The sequence below is a fragment of the Methylobacterium aquaticum genome (assembly GCF_016804325.1).
Classification (GTDB): domain Bacteria; phylum Pseudomonadota; class Alphaproteobacteria; order Rhizobiales; family Beijerinckiaceae; genus Methylobacterium; species Methylobacterium aquaticum_C.
The window spans coordinates 1,726,358-1,743,560 of the sequence record NZ_CP043627.1 but is presented as its reverse complement, the minus strand read 5'-3'; the positions used below and the strand labels follow the sequence as shown (position 1 = coordinate 1,743,560).

The window sequence follows — 17,203 nt, the reverse complement described above, 5'->3', positions numbered from 1 at the left end:
TAGGAAGCGCCTCGAAACGCTGTCAATTCGGGGCCGGCCGCGATCGGCGCGGGTGCCGGGGGTTTGGGCAGGCGGCCCGCAATTCGGGCAGGGCGCTCCGGATCGTGCCCAAGCGGGCGGCGCCTGCCCCAAGGGCCGGTTTGACAACGTTTTCGGGCCGACGGACAAAGACGATGCCGCAGAGGTTCCGGCCGCGCTCGCCCCGGGGACGCCCCGCCGTTCGAGTGCGCATAAGGGCGCCCGCGGCACATGTGGAGGAGCCCCAATGACGATTCGGTTGGATCATCCGAGCCGGCGCGGCCTGATGCTCGGCGCGGCGGCCGCCGCCGTGACGGCCGGTCTGCCGGGTGCGGCGAGCGCCAAGGCGCCGCCGCTGCGCAGCCAGAGCCCCTACTTCTACCGCTTCACCCTCGGCGACGCCGAGGCCACCATGGTGTCGGACGGCACCCTGCCGCTCGGCGACCCCCATGCCAACTTCCTCGGCCTCACCCCGGCCGAGATGGACGCGCAGCTCAACAACAACTTCCTGCCGCTGACGAACGCGGTGCTGGAGCAGAACATCCTGATCCTCAACACCGGCAGCAAGCTGGTGCTGTTCGATACCGGGATGGGCTCGCTCAAGCTGTTCGGGCCGACCACCGGCAAGCTGCTCGCCACGATGCGCCAGGCCGGCATCGACCCGAAGGACATCGACGCCGTGGTGATGAGCCACGCCCATGTCGACCATTGCGGCGGCTGCGTCGCCGACGACGGCACGCCGCACTTCCCCAACGCCCAGTACTACATCTCGCAGGCCGATTTCGACTACTGGACCGATCCCGCCAAGGTGCCGGCCTCGTTCAGCGCCTTCCTCGACACGGCGCGCAAGAACCTGCTGCCGATCCGCGACCGCCTCGTCTTCGTCAAGGACGGCCAGGAATTCCTGCCCGGCATCCAGGCGATCGCAGCTCCCGGCCACAGCATCGGCCACACGATGTTCATGATCACCTCGGGCAAGCAGAACCTCTGCTACCTCGGCGACCTGACGCACCACCCGGTGCTGCTGATGGAAAAGCCGCTGACTGAGTTCGCCTACGACACCGACCCGAAGCAATCGGCCCAGACCCGGCTCAAGATGCTGACGATGCTGGCCAAGAACCGCATCCCGGTGCTCGCCTACCACTTCGCCTGGCCGGGCATCGGCCACGTCGCGGAGAACGGGCAGGGCGGGTTCCGGTACTATCCGCAGGCGATGAAGATGGAGCTGTAGGGCAGAGATCGCCTATCTTCGACCTTTCCGCCGCACTGTGTCATCCCGGGGCTCGTCGAAGACGAGAACCCGGGATCCATAACCGCTGACGCTGCAGGACGAAGCGGAACGCGATCCTGTTTCTTGATGACCCTCGTCGGTTATGGATCCCGGGCTCCGCTACGCGGCCCCGGGATGACGATGGAGAATCTTGAGAGAGTCGTTAGATGATCCCGCCGACGAGTTGCCCGGCCGCGACCGTGGCCAAGGCCTCGAAAGGTGTCACGAACTCCACCTCGTAGGCCTCGCCCTGGTTCCACACCCCGACCACCGTACCGACCGAACCGGCCGGGACTTCGCGGCCGTCATCCGCCGTGACCGGCACGAGCAGTCGTGCCGTGTCCAGTTCCCGGATCGCCGAGGGGATATCGGGCGTCAGCACGAAGGTCGTGGACATGTGGCTCATGTCTACCAGGATATGCCGAGCATGGAGGCCCGGCAATGCCTCACCCCGCCTTCGGCCGCGGCCCATACGACTTGAACCGCTCCATCGCCTCCGCCACCTCGGCCTCGCTCAGGATGTGCGGCCGGCCGACCTGGAGCGCCACGGCGTATTGCCGGCACAGGGTTTCCAATTCGACGGCGAGCCACAGGGCCTTGGCGAGATTGGGCCCGGTGGCGATCATGCCGTGATTGGCGAGGAGGCAGCAGGTCCGGTCCTGAAGCGCCTCCAGGGCCCGCTGCGACAGTTCCTCGGTGCCGAACAGGGCGTAGCCGCCGCAGCGCACGGTGGGCCCCCGGCGGCGGCGATCATGTAATGGGCCGCCGGGATGTCCTTGCGGCACATCGCGAAGGCGGTGCAGTAGGTCGGGTGGGCGTGGACGATGGCCGAGACGTCGGGGCGGGCCCGCAGGATGTCGCGGTGGAAGCGCCACTCGGAGGAGGGCGCGAGGGCATGGTCGGCCCGGCCGTCCATCGTCATCGGCACGATGTCGTCGGGCGTCATCTCCTCGTAGGGCAGGCCCGAGGGGGTGATGAGCAGGCCGTCGCCGAACCGCGCCGAGACGTTGCCGGCGGTGCCCTGGTTCAGGCCCTGGTCGGCCATGCTGCGGCAGGTCGCGACGATGCCCGCGCGCAAGCTCGCTTCGGTCTCAGCCATTCCTCGCCTCCGCCGGTGCTTCTGCCCTCTCGCGAGCCATAACCTCCTGCCGGCGCCCGAGCCAGAGGCCGTTGAAGAGCCAGGCGACCGACAAGGGCACGGCCAGGACCGACAGGGCGGCGGCGCTCATGCCGAGCCACCCGACGAGGCCGTAGGACCAGGCGCCGACCTGGTCGCCGAGCCGATAGACCACCGTGTCGATGAAGGCCTTAGCCTTGTAGCGGTCCTCCCGCGGCAGCACGGTGAACAGCACCTCGCGCACCGGCCGGGCGATGGCGAAGTTGCCGGCCCGGCGCAGGACCCCGAACACCACCACGCTGGCGATGGTGGGCGCCACCGCGAGCAGCCCGAAGCCGAGCGCGCTGACGAGCGGCAGGATCGCCAGGGTGAGCCCGACGCCGAGCCGCTTGACGATCCGCCCGGTGAGGAAGAGCTGGATGCCGAGCGTCAGCACGTTCACCGCGAGATCGACCGAGGCGAAGAACGCCGTCTGCGATCCGCGATCCGGGAAGCTTCGCTTCGCGATGCCGGCCTGCTCGAAATAGAGGAAGGTCGAGGTGATCGAGAACAGCAGCAGGAACAGGCAGATGCCGAGCAGGTAGGGCGAGGCGAGCACCCGGCTGATGCCGGCGAACGGGCTGCCGCCGATGGCCTGCGTCGCCTCTCCCGGCTCGCGCGAGAGCGCGTCGGAGATCCGCGACAGGCCCCGCATGCTGATGACCGCGACTTCGAGGAGGGCGGCCGCCGCGAGCAGCAGGAAGGGGATGGGCATGTCCCGCGCCAGCACCGCGGTGACGGCCGAGCCGGTGATGGCCCCGAGCGTCGCGCCGGCCGCGATGAAGCCGAACAGCCTTTTGCCCTGCTCGGTGTCGAACACGTCGACGATCGTCGCCCAGAAGATCGAGACCACGAACAGGTTGAAGATCGACAGCCAGACAAAGAACACCCGGCCGATCCACACCGATTCCGCCGGCCCGCTGCGATAGAGCACCACCGCGAAGACCAGGATGTTGGCGGCAAAGAACCGGTAGGTGATCGGGATGAAGCGGGAGCGCGGCAGCTTGCGCACCAGCCAGCCGAACGGCACGTTGAGGACCAGCATGCCCACCAGCGTCGCGGTGAACAGCCAGGGCAGGTTCTCGAGCCCGCCGGCCAGCCCCATCTGGTCGCGGATCGGCCGCATCACGTAGTAGGACGAGAGCAGGGCGAAGATGTAGAGCCAGGCCCAGCCGAGAGCCGGCACCTCCTCCGGCCGTACGTCGGTGAGGCGCCGGAGCCAGGCCGGCACCGTCAGGCCGGCCCGGGCCGCCTGCGCGGTATCAGGGGTCATTCGGCGATCCCGAAGGCCTTGCGGGCCTCCTGCGCCGTCGCATCGTGGCCGAAGCCGGCGCTGCCCATCTGGAATTTCTTGGCCGCGTCGAGGCCGCCGACCTCCACCGGCTCGAAGCCGGCATCGCGCACCAGGGCCGCGGCGACCTCCAAGGCCTGCTTGTCGTCGCCCGCGATCGGCACCGCCATCGCGGGCCCGCTGCGATGGGCGTTCTGGGCGAAGAGCCGGTAATTCGCGGCGTTGAAGGCCCGCACCAGCCGCGCGCCGGGCAGATACTTCGCCGAGGTGGCGCCGATGCCGGCGCTCTCGGCCTCGGCCGCGAGGTCGCCGTCGCGGGCCTTGGTGGCGTTGCCGGCATCCAGCACGACCTTGCCCTTCAGGGCCGCGCCGTAGGTCTTGCCGAGCTCCGGATAGGCCTTGTACGGCACCGCGATCAGCACCGCATCGCCGAAGGCGAGGGCCTGCTCGACCGTGCCGGCCTTGGCCAGCGGCCCGAGCTTCTCGACCAGCGGCTTCAGGTCTTCCGGATGGCGCGAGGCGAACATCACGGGGTGGCCGGCCTTGACCCACAGGCCCCCGATCGTCCCGCCGATATTGCCGCCGCCGATCACCGCGACCGGGATCTTTTTCGAATCCTGCGCCAAGGCAGGCGTGACCGGCGAGGCCAGGGCGAGCGCCCCGGCGAGCAGAATCGTGCGGCGATCACAGGCCATCGATGAACTCCTCCATCTTGCGGCGTTGGGCGGCGTCCGGCAGGCGGCCGCGGGCGGCGCCGAGATTGTCCTCGACGTAGCGCACCTGCGCCGTGCCGGGCACCGGGCAGGTCACCGCCTCGTGCGACAGGACGTATTTGAGAAAGAATTGCGGCCAGCTCTTGCAGTCGAACTCGGCAGCGAAAGCAGGCAATTCTCGGCCCCGCACCAGGTTGAACAGCCGCTCGCGCCCGAACGGCACGTTGACCATCACGGCGGTGCCGCGCTCGCGCGCGAGCGGCAGGATGCGCTCGGCGGCTTTTCTGGCATCGACCGCGTAGTTGACCTGGACCACGTCGAGCGTCTCGGCCTTCATCAGGGTTTCGAGGTCGCCGTACTGGGTCTCGGCCCAGGTGGTGGCGCCGAGATAGCGGATGCGCTTCCTGTCCTTGAGTTCGCGCAGGAGCGGCAGCTGCGCCTGCGGGTCGATCAGGTTGTGGACCGCGATCAGGTCGATCCGGTCGGTGCCCAGCCGCCGGAACGACTGCTCGATCTGCGCCTGACCCGCCTCGCGCCCCCGTGCCGCCACCTTGCTGCACAGGAAGACCTTTTCGCGAAGATCCGTCTCCCTGAGGATCCGGCCCAGCACCTCCTCGGCCCGGCCGTAATCCGGCGCGGTGTCGATCACCGTGCCGCCGAGCGCCACGAACCGCGCCACCGTCTCGCGCAGCGGCACGATCGCGTCCGAATCCGGCGCCACGTCGTAGCGCCGCGAGGTGCCGATGCCGATCGCCGGCACCGTCTCGCCGCTGGACGGGATCGGTCGGCGGATCAAGCCGGATTCTTGCGCCAGGAGCCGGCCGGGGAAGAGGCCGGCCGCCAGGGTGCCCGCGGCGGAGCCGGCCAGCACGGCGCGGCGGTGGAGCTTCATGCGAAAGTCCCTTCGGCTCGTCGATCGCCGGCGGGAGAGTAGGGCGCGGCGGGTGGCCTGCCCACGCCGACGCTGCACACAAGCGCTTGAGGGAAAGCGGCGGGGAATGCCTCTCGGCGCAGGCGCGATCCGCGAGGATGCCGCGACGCTCCTTGTTCTCCCGATCGCGACCTCATCCTGAGGTGTCAGTCGATCTCCGATCGACTGACACCTCAGAGCCTGTTTGAGCAGGACTTCTACCCAAGACTTGAGGCGGGCGGGATCATCCTACCCTCTAACCTCATCCTGAGGTGCGAACGAAGTGAGCCTCGAAGGAGGGCTCCAGGGATCGCCGAGGCTTCTGGAGCCCTCCTTCGAGGTCAGCCGATCTGCGATCGGGTGCGATCTCTGATCGCCAACACCTCAGGATGAGGTTAGAGAGTAGGATATCTCCTGATTTTTCTCAGTTCTTGTCAAATCAAGATGCTCAAACAGGCTCTCGGGATGAGGTGAATGAGTAACATATCCCCCAGTTGCTCTCGATTTTTATTAGATGAATCCGCTTCGCCAGGCTCCCAGTATGAGGTCTCGGGTGGGAGGGAAGCTGCCGGCACATCGGAGCGATCCTCACCCCAGCCGTGCCGGCAGCCGCAAAAATCCCCGGAAGCGCACCCGTTGCGAGCGCTCCGGCACCCCGTCGAGCCGGTAATCCGGGAAGCGGGCGAGGAAGCGCGACAGGGCGATCCGGCCCTCCAGCCGGGCCACCGCCATGCCGACGCAGTGGTGGATGCCGCTCGCGAAGGCGAGGTGGCGGTTGGGGTCGCGGGCGACGTCGAAGGTGTCGGGATCGGGGAATTGCGCCGGATCGCGGTTGGCGGCGCCGATGCAGAGCGTGATCTGGGTGCCGGCGGGAAATTCCCGGCCGTCGATCGCGAAGGGCGTGGCGGCGACCCGGTTGCCGAGCTGGTTCGAGCTCTCGAACCGCAGCACCTCCTCCACGGCCTTTCGCATCAGGTCCGGCTCGGCGAGGAGCCGCGCCCGCGCGTCCCGCCGCTCGTCGAGCAGGTGCAGCCCGTTGCCGATCAGGTTGGTGGTGGTCTCGTGCCCGGCATTGAGGATGAAGATGCAGTTCTGCAGCAATTCCTCGGGCGTGAGCCGCTCGCCGCCGACCTCGCCCTGGATCAGCCGGGTGAGGATGTCCTTGTCCGGGTCGCCCGGATGCCGGCGGCGCTCCGCCACGAGGTCGTCGAGATAGGCGAGGAACGCCGTCACCGCGCGGTTGCCGGCCTCCTCGACCTCCGGCGACAGGACGGGTTCGAGGGCGCCGAGGATCGCCAGCGACCAGTCGCGGAGCGGCCCGCGCTCCTCCCGCGGCACGCCGAGCAGGTTGCCGATCACCTCGACGGGGATCGCGGCGGCGAAATCCTCGATCAGGTCGATGCTGCCCCGCGCCTGCGCCCGGTCGAGGAGGCCGTCCACCAGGGCGACGATGCCCGCCTCCATCGCGGTGACCGCCCGGGGCGTCAGCGCGCCCGCGATGATGCGCCGGACCCGGGTGTGGCGCGGCGGATCGTTGAAGACGAGGCTCGTCGTGTGGTGGCGGTAGAGCGGGGAGGCCCCCGCCTCCGACCCACGGAACTTCGCCCCGAACTCGACGGTCTTGTCCGAGCTGAAGGTCGCGGCGTCCTTGTAGACGCGCTCCAGGTCGGCGTAGCGCGTGAGCAGGATCTGCCCGTTGCCGAAGGCGTGGACCGGGGCGTGCGCGCGGAGCGCCGCGTAGACCGGGTAGGGGTTCGCGATGAACCCCTCCGGCAGGCGCCGCAGGTCGAAGCCCGCGGCGAGGGCTGCGTCACCCATCCTCGTCTACCCGCGCCCGTTGGGCGCGCAGGCCTGGTTCATCGGCAGGAACGCCTCCTCCTTCGGGATGGTGCGCAGCACCTCGTAGAGGTCCCACGGGCCCTTGGAGGCGGCGGGCTCCTTCGCCCGGTAGAGCACGGGGTCGTAGAGCAGCCGCCCGTCGGCCCGCAAGGATGCGGGGTGGTCGAAGAACGCCACCGGCAGGCTCCGCATGGCGGCGTTGGCCGCCACCGCCTCGTCGGTGCCGGCCTTGTCGACCGCCTTCAGGTAGTGGCTGACCGCCGTGTAGATCAGTGCCTGGTTCTTCGTCGGCATCGCGCCGGTGCGCTCCTGGAAGCGCTTGGCGAAGCTGCGGGCGGCGTCGTTCTGGTCCCAGTAGAAGGCCGAGGAGAAGGTCAGGCCCCGCGCCACCGGCAGGCCGAGGCCCTTGATGTCGGTGACGTAGACGAGGAAGCCCGTCAGCGTCTGGCGCCCCCGGTCAGGCCGAACTCGTCGGCCTGCTTGATCGCCTTGGTGAAGTCGTCGCCGACGCTGGCAAACGCCACCACGTCCGCGCCCGAGCTCTGGGCCTGGAGCAGGAAGGAGGAATAGTCGGCGGTGTTGATCGGGTGGCGCGAGGTGCCGACCACCTTGCCGCCGAGCGATTCGACGACGGTGGTGGCCTCCTTCTGCAGGGCGTGGCCGAAGGCGTGATCGACGGTGATGAAGTACCAGGATTTGCCGCCGCGCTCGAACACGGCGCGCGCCGTCCCGGCGGTGAGCGCGTGGGTGTCGTCGGTCCAGTGCGAGCTGACGGGGGAACAGGTCTTGGCGGTGAGGTCGGAGGTCGCCGCCGCGGTGATCATCACCGTGCGGTTCTTCTCCTTGGCGACCGCCTGGACGGCGAGCGCGATCGCCGTCACCGGCAGGTCGACGACGGCATCGACCTTGTCGACGTCGTACCAGCGCCGGGCGATTGCGGATGCCACGTCCGGCTTGTTCTGGTGGTCGGCCGAGACGATCTCGACCGGCTTGCCCCGCACCGTCCCGCCGAAATCCTTCGCCGCCATCTCGGCCGCCGCCACCGAGCCGCGCCCGCCGCTATCGGCATAGGGGCCAGAGAGGTCGGTGAGCACGCCGATCCGCACCACGTCGTCGGAGATCTGCGCCGCGGCCGGGCCGGCAAAGGGGCCCACGCAAGCCGCGAGCGTCAGCACGGCCCCGCACAGGCGGGTGGCGAAACGGGTCATCGTCTGTTCCTCCCGGCGCCCGCGTCGTTCCCGCGCGTGGTCGCCCTGTCGTCACTTCCTCCTTCACAGCCGATCCGCGCCGGCCTGGCAAGGGGCTCGCGGCGAGAGGCTCGTGACACGGGTCCGAGGCCGAGGCGATTCCGATCCCGGGACGGATCGCCGGGCCCGGACGTCCCGCGCCGACCTGCCGGGCGGCCGAGGCTCCGGGACGAGATCGATCTATTCGTGGGAGCGAGGTCGCGGCATCTTGGGCGGCGGCGGGAAGCAGGCTACGGTTGTCCCTTGCCGCAGCGTCCGATCCGTCCGGTCGTGTCGGCCGGTGTCGACGCTGACGAGAGCCATCGAGGTCGCCTGTATGCCGAAGCCCAAGCCGAGCCTCGGCCTCCTCGCCGACCTGCTCGACGGCCTCGATATCGGCCTGTGCGTGTTCGATGCCGAAGACCGGACTCTCGCCTGGAACCAGACCTTCCTGTATTTCTTCCCCGAACATGACGGCTTCGTCCATGTCGGCGAGCATTATCGCGAGAACCTGCGGCGGTTCTACCGCAACCGCCTGACCTCCGACGAATTCCGCTACGTCGAGGAGTACATCGCGAGCGGAATCGCCCGCCACCAGGCCCAGACCCGGCCGTTCGAGTTCGAGCATCGCGGCTCCTGGCTCCAGGTCTCGGCCCAGACCGTCCCGGGCCTCGGCCGCCTGCGGCTGTGGCGGCAGATCGCCCGGGAGGCCGGATCGTCCCCCCGGTCCCCCGCCGCCGAGGCCGGCAACGGGGCGCCGGACGGCATCGCGGCGGTGAATGCCGACGGGCGCATCGTCTCGGCCAACTGGCAGTTCGGCCAGCTCTACGGCCTGTCCCCGGGCGAGGCCGCGGGCCTGACCCTGGAGACCCTGGTGGCACGGGCCTGGCAGGAATCCGGCGAGGCGGCGCCGGCCCAGCTCCTGTCGCGCTTGCGCGAATCCCAGCATTTCGCCGGGGCGCCGTTCGAGGTGCCGCTGCCGGGCGAGCGCTGGATCCGGGTGATCGAGCGGGTGCGCGAGGGCGGGGCGCGCACCGGCTTCCACTTCGACATCAGCGCGCTCAAGCGCGAGCAGACGGCGCTCCGGGCCGCCGGGGAAGAGGCCCAGCGCAGCGCCAGCCATTTCCGCGGCATCATCGAGCACGCGCCCTCCGGGATGCTGGTGGTCGATGCCGCCGGCCGGCTGGTCGAGGCGAACCGCGCCTTCCGCTCCGCGCTGGGGGAGGGCGCCGACCCGGTCGGCCGGCCGCTCGCCGCCCTCGTCGAACCGGAGGATGCCGGCGTGCTGGCCGACGTGCTGGCGGCGGTCTCCGCAAAGGCGCCCGAGGATCGCGGGCCGGCGGTGCGCGAGATGCGCTTTTCCCGCCGGGACGGCTGCCCGATCTGGGCGCGGGTCTCGGCGGTGGCCCTGCACCTGCCGCAACACCCGGTCTCGACCCTGCTCCAGGTCGAGGACATCACCGCCCGGCGCGAGGCCGAGCGGCGCATCGCCCACATGGCGCGCCACGACGCGCTGACCGACCTGCCGAACCGCACCCTGTTCCGCGAGCGCCTCGACGCCCTGCTCCGGCAGGGGACCGGCGCGATCCTGTGGCTCGACCTCGACCGGTTCAAGGTGGTCAACGACACCCTCGGCCATGCCGCCGGCGACATGCTCCTGTGCGAGGTCGCCCGGCGGATGCAGGCGGTCCTGGCGCCCGACGACACCATCGCGCGGCTCGGCGGCGACGAATTCGCGGTGCTCCTCTGCGGCGACGATCCGCTGGCGGCGTCGCAGGCCGCGGGCCGCCTGATCGAGGCGATGCAGGCGCCGGTCGTCGTCGCCGGCCGGCCGATGCATGTCGGCGTCAGCATCGGCGTCGTGCTCGCCCCCTGCCACGGCCACGACGCCGACACCCTGATGGCCCGGGCCGACCGGGCGCTCTACAGCGCCAAGGCCGCCGGCCGCAGCACGTTCCGGCTCTACGACCCGGGCATGGATTCGGACGTCGCCGAGCAGCACGGCCTCGAACTCGATCTGCGCCTCGGCCTGGAGCGGGGCGAATTCGCGCTGCACTACCAGCCGATCGTCACGGTGGCCGAGCGCCGCGTCGTCTGCCGCGAGGCCCTGGTGCGCTGGCGCCACCCGACCCGCGGGCTGGTGCCGCCGGCCGCCTTCATCCCGCTCGCCGAGGAGACCGGCCTGATCGACCGCCTCGGCACCTGGATCCTGCACCGGGCCTGCCGCGACGCGGCGACCTGGGCCGACGGCACCCGGGTTGCCGTCAACGTCTCGGCCGCGCAGGTGAAGCACGGACCGCTGATCGCCGCCGTCCAGTCCGCCTTGCGCGAGTCCGGCCTGGAGGCGGACCGGCTCGAGATCGAGATCACCGAGAGCCTGCTGATCGAGGGCGACGCCGCCGACCTGCTCCTGGCGCTCCGCCGCCTCGGGGTGCGCATCGCGCTCGACGATTTCGGCACCGGGTACTCGTCCCTGAGCTACCTGCGCCGCTTCCCCTTCGACGCGATCAAGATCGACCGGTCCTTCATCGCCGACATCGCCGACCCCGACACCGCCGCGATCGTGCGTGCCGTGGTCGGCATCGCGGCCCAGCTCGGCGCCACCGTCACCGCCGAGGGCATCGAGACAGAGGATCAGTTCGCAGCCGTGCGGCAGGCGGGATGCACGGAGGTGCAGGGCTACCTGTTCGGGCGGCCGGTGCCGCTGGACGGGACGCGGGCGGAGGGGCATCACATGCCGGCGTGAGCGGTTCCCCGTCTCGCGGTCGCATCGCCTTTCTGCAGGTCCGCCTCCCGATGAGCACAGCACAGCCGAGCCCGGATCGCGACGGCGTCGCGGCGCCCCCTGCCTGGGAGCCGGGCTACGACATCCCGGCCCGGGTCGGCGATCCCGTCGCGGCGGTCGCGACGCCCGCCCTGATCGTCGATCTCGACGCGTTCGAGCGCAACCTCGACCGGATGCGCCGCCGCGCGGCCGAGCTCGGGGTCGCCCTGCGGGCGCATGCCAAGATGCACAAATCCGCCGATGTGGCGCAGGCCCAGATCGCGCGCGGCGGGGCCGTCGGCATCTGCTGCCAGAAGGTCTCGGAGGCCGAGGCGCTGATGCGGGCGGGCCTCGCCGACGTGCTGGTCTCCAACCAGGTCGTCGGCGAGGCCCGGGTGGCGCGCCTGGTGCGGCTGACCGAGCGCGGCGCGGTCGCCGTCTGCGCCGATCATCCCGACCAGGTCGCCGCCTTCTCCCGCGCCGTGACGGCGCGCCGGGCCGAGACGGGATCCGACCGTCTCACCCTCGACGTGCTGGTGGAGATGGATTGCGGATCGGGGCGCTGCGGGACCGGATCGATCGCCGGGAGCGTGGCCCTGGCCAGCGCGATCGATGCGAGCCCGGGCCTGCGTTTCGCCGGGCTGCAATCCTATTACGGACGTGCCCAGCACATCGTCGATCCCGCCGAGCGGCGCGCCGCGCTGGCGACCTCCCTCGCGCTGACGGCGGCGACCCGCGATGCGATCCGCGCCGCGGGCCTCCCGTGCGACCGGATCACCGGGGCGGGCACCGGCAGCTTCGAGATCGAGGGGGCGTCGGGGGTCTATACCGAGATCCAGGCCGGCAGCTACGCCTTCATGGACGCCGATTACGCCCGGGTGCGGGAGACCACGCCGGACGCCTTCGAGCACGCGCTCTTCGTCCTGGCGACGGTCATCAGCGTGCCGGGACGTGGCCGCGCCGTCTGCGATGCCGGCCTCAAGGCGGTGGCGGCGGATTCGGGCCTGCCCCTCGTCCACGGCCTCTCCGGCATCGCGGCGACCGGCCTTTCCGACGAGCATTGCACCCTGGCCGATCCCGAGGCGCAACTCACCCTCGGCGCGCAGGTCCACCTGATCCCGGGGCATTGCGACCCGACCTGCAACCTCCACGACTGGTATGTCGGGGTCCGTCACGGCCGCGTCGAATGCCTCTGGCCGGTCACGGCGCGCGGCAAGGTGTTTTGATCCGGGCCGGCGTCCCGCGAATGACGATGGAGGATGCCGGAGTGAGCCGAGACCCTGTTTGAGTTGCGAGGCCTGCATCGCAAGGGACTTTTGCATCCCACCCGCGCCCTCATCCTGAGGTGCCGGCGATCGAAGATCGCTGAGCCTCGAAGGAGGGCTCCAGAAGTCTCAGCGCTCTCTGGAGCCCTCCTTCGAGGCCGCTGCGCGGCACCTCAGGATGAGGGCGCGGGTGGGATGGAGCCTGTCGATCAGTCAAACAGGCCCCGACAGGGTGACGCGCGCTACCGCCCCGCGCCCACAATCATCTCCCCGGCGCGGCAGTTCTGGCGCGCCACCTCGGGGCAGGCGGTGAAGCCGCGCAGGTCCTTGGTGAAGCAGATCCGCACCTCCTCGAGCCGGCCCGCCCTGCAGGTGACCGACATCATGTCCGGGCGCAGGCCCGGATTGGCGGCGACGAACTGACGGGCGATGTCGATGGGGGCGGCGCGCAGGTCGTCCTTCGGGCTCGCCAGGGCGGCGGGAATCGTCACCGCCGCGCGGGCCTTGCCGGTCGCACGGAAATAGGCGGCGGGATCCAGCCCCGAGCAGGTGCCGTGCTGGCGCCATTCGTGCCGGGCCAGCCCCTCGCTCGGGAAGACGCCCTCGGCCTCCTGCATCGCCGGGCGGCTCGGGCTGCGGGGAAAGGCGCCGCACTCGCTCGGGAAGCCGCGGTCGTATTGCGGCCACAGGCCGTGGACCACGAAGCCCGGGTTGCGCCCCGTCTCGCATTGCCGGTCGTTCCGGCGCTCGCCGGTCAGCGCGCAATAGGTCGGCGACCAGGACAGGGCCAGGACGTAGAAGTCGAACGAACCCGGCTCGCCCCCGCGCCCCTGCGCGGCGGCGGGACCGGCGGCAAACGCCCCCGCGACGGTCGCGAGCGCGAGGAGGGAGGCGAGCCGGGTCTTCACGGACGGGCCTCGCGGCAGGACGAGGCCGAGGCGTAGGCATAGGCGAGGTTGCGGTCGAGGCCGTGGACGCAGAACTCGACGCCGTAGGTCATGCCGATCATGCCGAGGCTCTCGCGCACCGAGTAATCGACCCGCCGGCGGATCCCGTCCGAGGTGGTCGCCACCGCGGTGCAGAAACGACGGGGAATGAAGTCGAGGCCCCAGGGCCGCCAGGCGGTGCGCTCGATGCTGTCATAGGTCGCGATCGTCAGCGTCGAGTTCCAGAACTTCGCCTCCTTCTCGGCGAACTGGTAGGTGATCTTCTCCAGCACGCCGGCATCCTGGCAGCCGGGAATCTGGGCGTCGAACGGGAATTCGCGCTCCTCGGCCGGGGCGATCTCCTGGCGGGCCGAGCGGGCTTCCGCGTGCGACAGGCCGGCGGCGGTGAGCCCCAGCAGGAGGGCGGCGAGGAGGGGTGTCTTGCGAAGGGGGGTCTTGCGCATGGGCCGGTCCCTGGGCCCGGGCGGCGCCGGCCCGCGAAGGCGGCACCCCATCCCCGGGCGAATGACGGTTGCTCTCTCCCCTGACACCAGGCTTCCGCCCGCGCCAAGTCAAGCTTCCGGGCTAGGTCGACGGCGCTTTCGCGGGTTCCTGGTGTGCCGGGGGCACACCCGAAGCCCCTGCATCCGTGCCGGAGGCGCAGCCATTCCCGGGGAGCGCGCCTCGGCCGCGGTTTGCCTCGCCTACGCGACGCACTAAGACGGGTCTCGTCAGCCCGCCGAAAAGATGTCAGCCCGCATGAGCACCGAGACCGCCCCCGAGACGAAGCCCGTCGGCCCCGGCGATCAGGTGCTCCTGGTCGACGGCTCGTCGTTCATCTTCCGGGCCTATTTCCAGTCGATCAACCAGCCCGAGCGCTACAATTTCCGGCCCTCCGACGGCCTGCCGACCGGGGCGGTGCGGCTGTTCTGCGCCAAGCTCGCCCAGTTCGTGCAGGAGGGCGCGGCCGGCGTGATGCCGACCCATCTCGCCATCGTGTTCGACAAGTCCGAGGGCTCGTTCCGGAAAGAAATCTTCCCGGACTACAAGGGCCACCGGCCCGACGCGCCGGACGACCTCAAGCGCCAGATGCCGCTGATGCGCGACGCGGTCCGCGCCTTCGGCCTGCATCCGATCGAGTTGCAGCGCTACGAGGCCGACGACCTGATCGCGACCTATTCCCGCCAGGCCGAGGCACGGGGCGCCGGCGTCATCATCGTCTCGTCCGACAAGGACCTGATGCAGCTCGTCGGCGAGCTGGTGCGGTTCTACGATTTCGAATCGGGCCAGAAGGGCAAGCCGGGCTACCGGCCCGAGCGCAACCTCGACCGCGCCGCGATCATCGAGCGCTGGGAGGGCCTGAATCCGGAGCAGATCGGCGACGCCCTGGCGCTGATCGGCGACACTTCCGACAACGTGCCGGGCGTGCCGGGCATCGGCCTCAAGACCGCCGCGGCGCTCATCAAGGAGTTCGGCAGCCTGGAGGCGCTCCTGGAGAAGGCCGCCACGATCAAGCAGCCCAAGCGCCGCGAGACCCTGCTGTCCCATATCGACCAGGCGCGTCTGTCGCGCCGCCTCGTCGCCCTCGACGAGCAGGTGCCGGTGCCGGTGCCCCTCGACGCCCTCGCCCTGCCGAAGCCGGACCCGGAGCGCCTCGTCGGCTTCCTCAAGGCGATGGAGTTCAACACCCTGACGCGCCGCATCGCCCAGATGCTGCATGTCGACCCCGAGGCCGTGCGGCCCGATCCCTCCCTGCTGCCGGAGGGCGCCGAGTCCGGCTTCTCGAACGAGAAGGGCGGCAGCGACGTCACCCCGTTCTTCGGCGATACGCCCGACGGCGCGCCCGCCGAGAAGGCGGAGGTCGATCCCTTCGCCGATCTCGCCCTGCCGGATGGGCCGCCCAAGCCCAAGGCGCCGACCGAGGCGACGCCGACGACCCTCGTGGCGGCCCGCGCCGCGGAAGCGGTCAAGCCCTTCGACACGAGTGCCTACGAGACCGTCACCACGGTCGAGAGCCTGGAGGCCTGGATCGCCGACGCGGTCGAGGCGGGCGTCGTCGCGGTCGATACCGAGACGACCGCGCTCGACGCCAACAAGGCCGACCTCGTCGGCGTGTCGCTCGCCACCGCGCCGGGCCGGGCCTGCTACATCCCGCTCAGCCATCGCGGCGGCGAGGACCTGTTCGGCGGCGGCCTGCTGCCGGGGCAATTGCCCTGGGAGGCCGTGCAGACGCGCCTGAAGCGGCTGCTCGAGAATCCGGCGGTGCTCAAGGTCGGCCAGAACGTCAAGTACGACTGGCTGGTGCTCGCCCGCCACGGCATCGAGGTCCGGCCCTTCGACGACACGATGCTGATCTCCTACGTGCTCGATGCCGGCAAGGGCTCGCACGGCATGGACGAGCTGGCGCGCCGCCATCTCGGTCACCAGCCGATCACCTTCGCGGACGTCGCCGGGACCGGGCGCCAGAAGATCACCTTCGACAAGGTCGCCCTCGACAAGGCCACCGCCTACGCGGCCGAGGACGCCGACGTGACGTTGCGGCTGTGGCGGCTGATGAAGCCGCGGCTCGCCGCCGAGCGCCGCGCCTCCGTCTACGAGACCCTGGAGCGGCCGCTCGTGCCGGTGCTGGCGCGGATGGAGCGCCAGGGCATCAAGGTCGACCGCCAGATGCTGAGCCGGCTCTCGGGCGATTTCGCCCAGTCGCTGGCGCGGCTCGAGGACGAGATCCAGGAGATGGCGGGGGAAAAGTTCTCCGTCTCCTCCCCGAAGCAGATCGGCGACATCCTGTTCGGCAAGATGGGCCTGCCCGGCGCCAAGAAGACCCCGTCCGGCCAGTGGGCGACGCCCGCGACGCTCCTGGAGGAACTGGCCGGCCAGGGCCATGAACTCCCCAGGAAAATCCTCGACTGGCGCCAGCTCTCGAAGCTGAAATCGACCTATACCGACAGCCTGCAGGAGCATGCCGACCGGGCGACCGACCGGGTCCACACCTCCTTCGCGCTCGCCGCCACCACGACCGGGCGGCTGTCCTCCTCGGACCCGAACCTGCAGAACATCCCGATCCGCACGGAGGAGGGCCGGCGCATCCGCCAGGCCTTCGTGGCCGATGCCGGGCACAAGCTGATCTCGGCCGATTACAGCCAGATCGAATTGCGGCTGCTCGCCCACATCGCCGACATCCCGCAGCTGCGCCAGGCCTTCGAGGAGGGGATCGACATCCACTCGGCGACCGCCTCGGCGATGTTCGGCGTGCCCCTCGACCAGATGACCCCGGACCTGCGCCGCCGGGCGAAGACCATCAATTTCGGCATCATCTACGGCATCTCGGCCTTCGGCCTCGCCGACCGGCTCGGCATCCCGCAGGGCGAGGCCTCGGCCTTCATCAAGCAGTATTTCGAGCGCTTCCCCGGCATCCGGGCCTATATCGACGACACCAAGAAGATCTGCCGCGACAAGGGCTACGTGACGACGTTGTTCGGCCGGGTCTGCCACTATCCGCAGATCCGCTCCAACAACCCGCAGGAGCGCGCCTCGGTCGAGCGCCAGGCGATCAACGCGCCGATCCAGGGCACGGCGGCCGACATCATCCGTCGGGCGATGGCGCGGATGGAGGGGGCTTTGTCCGAGGCCGGCCTCTCGACCCGGATGCTGCTCCAGGTCCACGACGAACTGGTCTTCGAGTCGCCCGACGAGGAAGTCGAGCGGGCGCTGCCGATCATCGCCCGGGTGATGGAGGAGGCGCCCCATCCGGCGGTCACCCTGAGGGTGCCGCTCGCCGTCGAGGCCAAGGCGGCCCTGAACTGGCAGGAGGCGCATTGAGGCGCA

General features: G+C 70.3%; 11 protein-coding genes and 2 pseudogenes. 4 read left to right on the top strand and 9 right to left on the bottom strand.

The genetic code is table 11. The annotated features are described in order from the left end of the window. Positions 1–265 precede the first annotated feature (265 nt). A complete protein-coding gene (locus F1D61_RS07750) occupies positions 266–1,249 on the top strand; it encodes an MBL fold metallo-hydrolase (RefSeq protein ID WP_203157349.1) in 984 nt (327 codons plus the stop codon). A 202-nt stretch (positions 1,250–1,451) separates the two neighbouring features. On the opposite strand, the gene F1D61_RS07745 is transcribed toward F1D61_RS07750, so the two are convergent. The 7 genes and pseudogenes from F1D61_RS07745 to F1D61_RS07715 all read right to left on the bottom strand — a co-directional run bounded on the left by F1D61_RS07745 (position 1,452) and on the right by F1D61_RS07715 (position 8,405). After that, positions 1,452–1,685: a DUF4926 domain-containing protein gene (locus F1D61_RS07745; protein WP_203157347.1), complete on the bottom strand. Its 234-nt coding sequence runs from the start codon at positions 1,683–1,685 to the stop codon at positions 1,452–1,454. A 49-nt stretch (positions 1,686–1,734) separates the two neighbouring features. Then, positions 1,735–2,387: pseudogene (locus F1D61_RS07740) on the bottom strand (class II aldolase/adducin family protein). Further along, positions 2,380–3,717, bottom strand: a complete 1,338-nt coding sequence (locus F1D61_RS07735; protein WP_203157345.1) for an NTP/NDP exchange transporter — start codon at positions 3,715–3,717, stop codon at positions 2,380–2,382. Before F1D61_RS07735 ends, F1D61_RS07740 begins: the two are co-directional and overlap by 8 nt. After that, positions 3,714–4,430 carry an NADPH-dependent F420 reductase gene (locus tag F1D61_RS07730; protein ID WP_203157343.1) on the bottom strand — a complete coding sequence of 239 codons (717 nt, stop codon included), beginning with the start codon at positions 4,428–4,430 and terminating at the stop codon, positions 3,714–3,716. The genes F1D61_RS07735 and F1D61_RS07730 overlap by 4 nt, the downstream gene beginning before the upstream one ends. Next, a complete protein-coding gene (locus F1D61_RS07725; protein WP_203157341.1) occupies positions 4,420–5,340 on the bottom strand; it encodes an aldo/keto reductase in 921 nt (306 codons plus the stop codon). The genes F1D61_RS07730 and F1D61_RS07725 overlap by 11 nt, the downstream gene beginning before the upstream one ends. A 606-nt stretch (positions 5,341–5,946) precedes the next feature. Beyond that, complete coding sequence (locus tag F1D61_RS07720; RefSeq protein ID WP_203157339.1) at positions 5,947–7,176, bottom strand: cytochrome P450; 1,230 nt, start codon at positions 7,174–7,176, stop codon at positions 5,947–5,949. A gap of 6 nt (positions 7,177–7,182) precedes the next feature. Continuing rightward, positions 7,183–8,405, bottom strand: a pseudogene (locus tag F1D61_RS07715) (ABC transporter substrate-binding protein). A 355-nt stretch (positions 8,406–8,760) separates the two neighbouring features. On the opposite strand from F1D61_RS07715, the gene F1D61_RS07710 reads away from it, so the two are divergent. Together F1D61_RS07710 and F1D61_RS07705 are read left to right on the top strand one after the other, a co-directional pair. Continuing rightward, entirely contained in the window at positions 8,761–11,169 is a 2,409-nt protein-coding gene (locus tag F1D61_RS07710) for an EAL domain-containing protein (RefSeq protein WP_203157337.1), read from the top strand. A gap of 50 nt (positions 11,170–11,219) precedes the next feature. Further along, positions 11,220–12,413, top strand: coding sequence for a DSD1 family PLP-dependent enzyme (locus tag F1D61_RS07705; protein WP_203157336.1), 1,194 nt, complete (start codon positions 11,220–11,222; stop codon positions 12,411–12,413). A gap of 281 nt (positions 12,414–12,694) precedes the next feature. On the opposite strand, the gene F1D61_RS07700 is transcribed toward F1D61_RS07705, so the two are convergent. Together F1D61_RS07700 and F1D61_RS07695 are read right to left on the bottom strand one after the other, a co-directional pair. Next, positions 12,695–13,360, bottom strand: coding sequence for a ribonuclease T2 family protein (locus F1D61_RS07700; protein ID WP_203157335.1), 666 nt, complete (start codon positions 13,358–13,360; stop codon positions 12,695–12,697). Further along, complete coding sequence (locus tag F1D61_RS07695; RefSeq protein WP_203157334.1) at positions 13,357–13,842, bottom strand: hypothetical protein; 486 nt, start codon at positions 13,840–13,842, stop codon at positions 13,357–13,359. Before F1D61_RS07695 ends, F1D61_RS07700 begins: the two co-directional genes overlap by 4 nt. A 295-nt stretch (positions 13,843–14,137) precedes the next feature. On the opposite strand from F1D61_RS07695, the gene polA reads away from it, so the two are divergent. Then, positions 14,138–17,197, top strand: coding sequence for a DNA polymerase I (polA, locus tag F1D61_RS07690; protein WP_203157333.1), 3,060 nt, complete (start codon positions 14,138–14,140; stop codon positions 17,195–17,197). Positions 17,198–17,203: the final 6 nt, after the last annotated feature.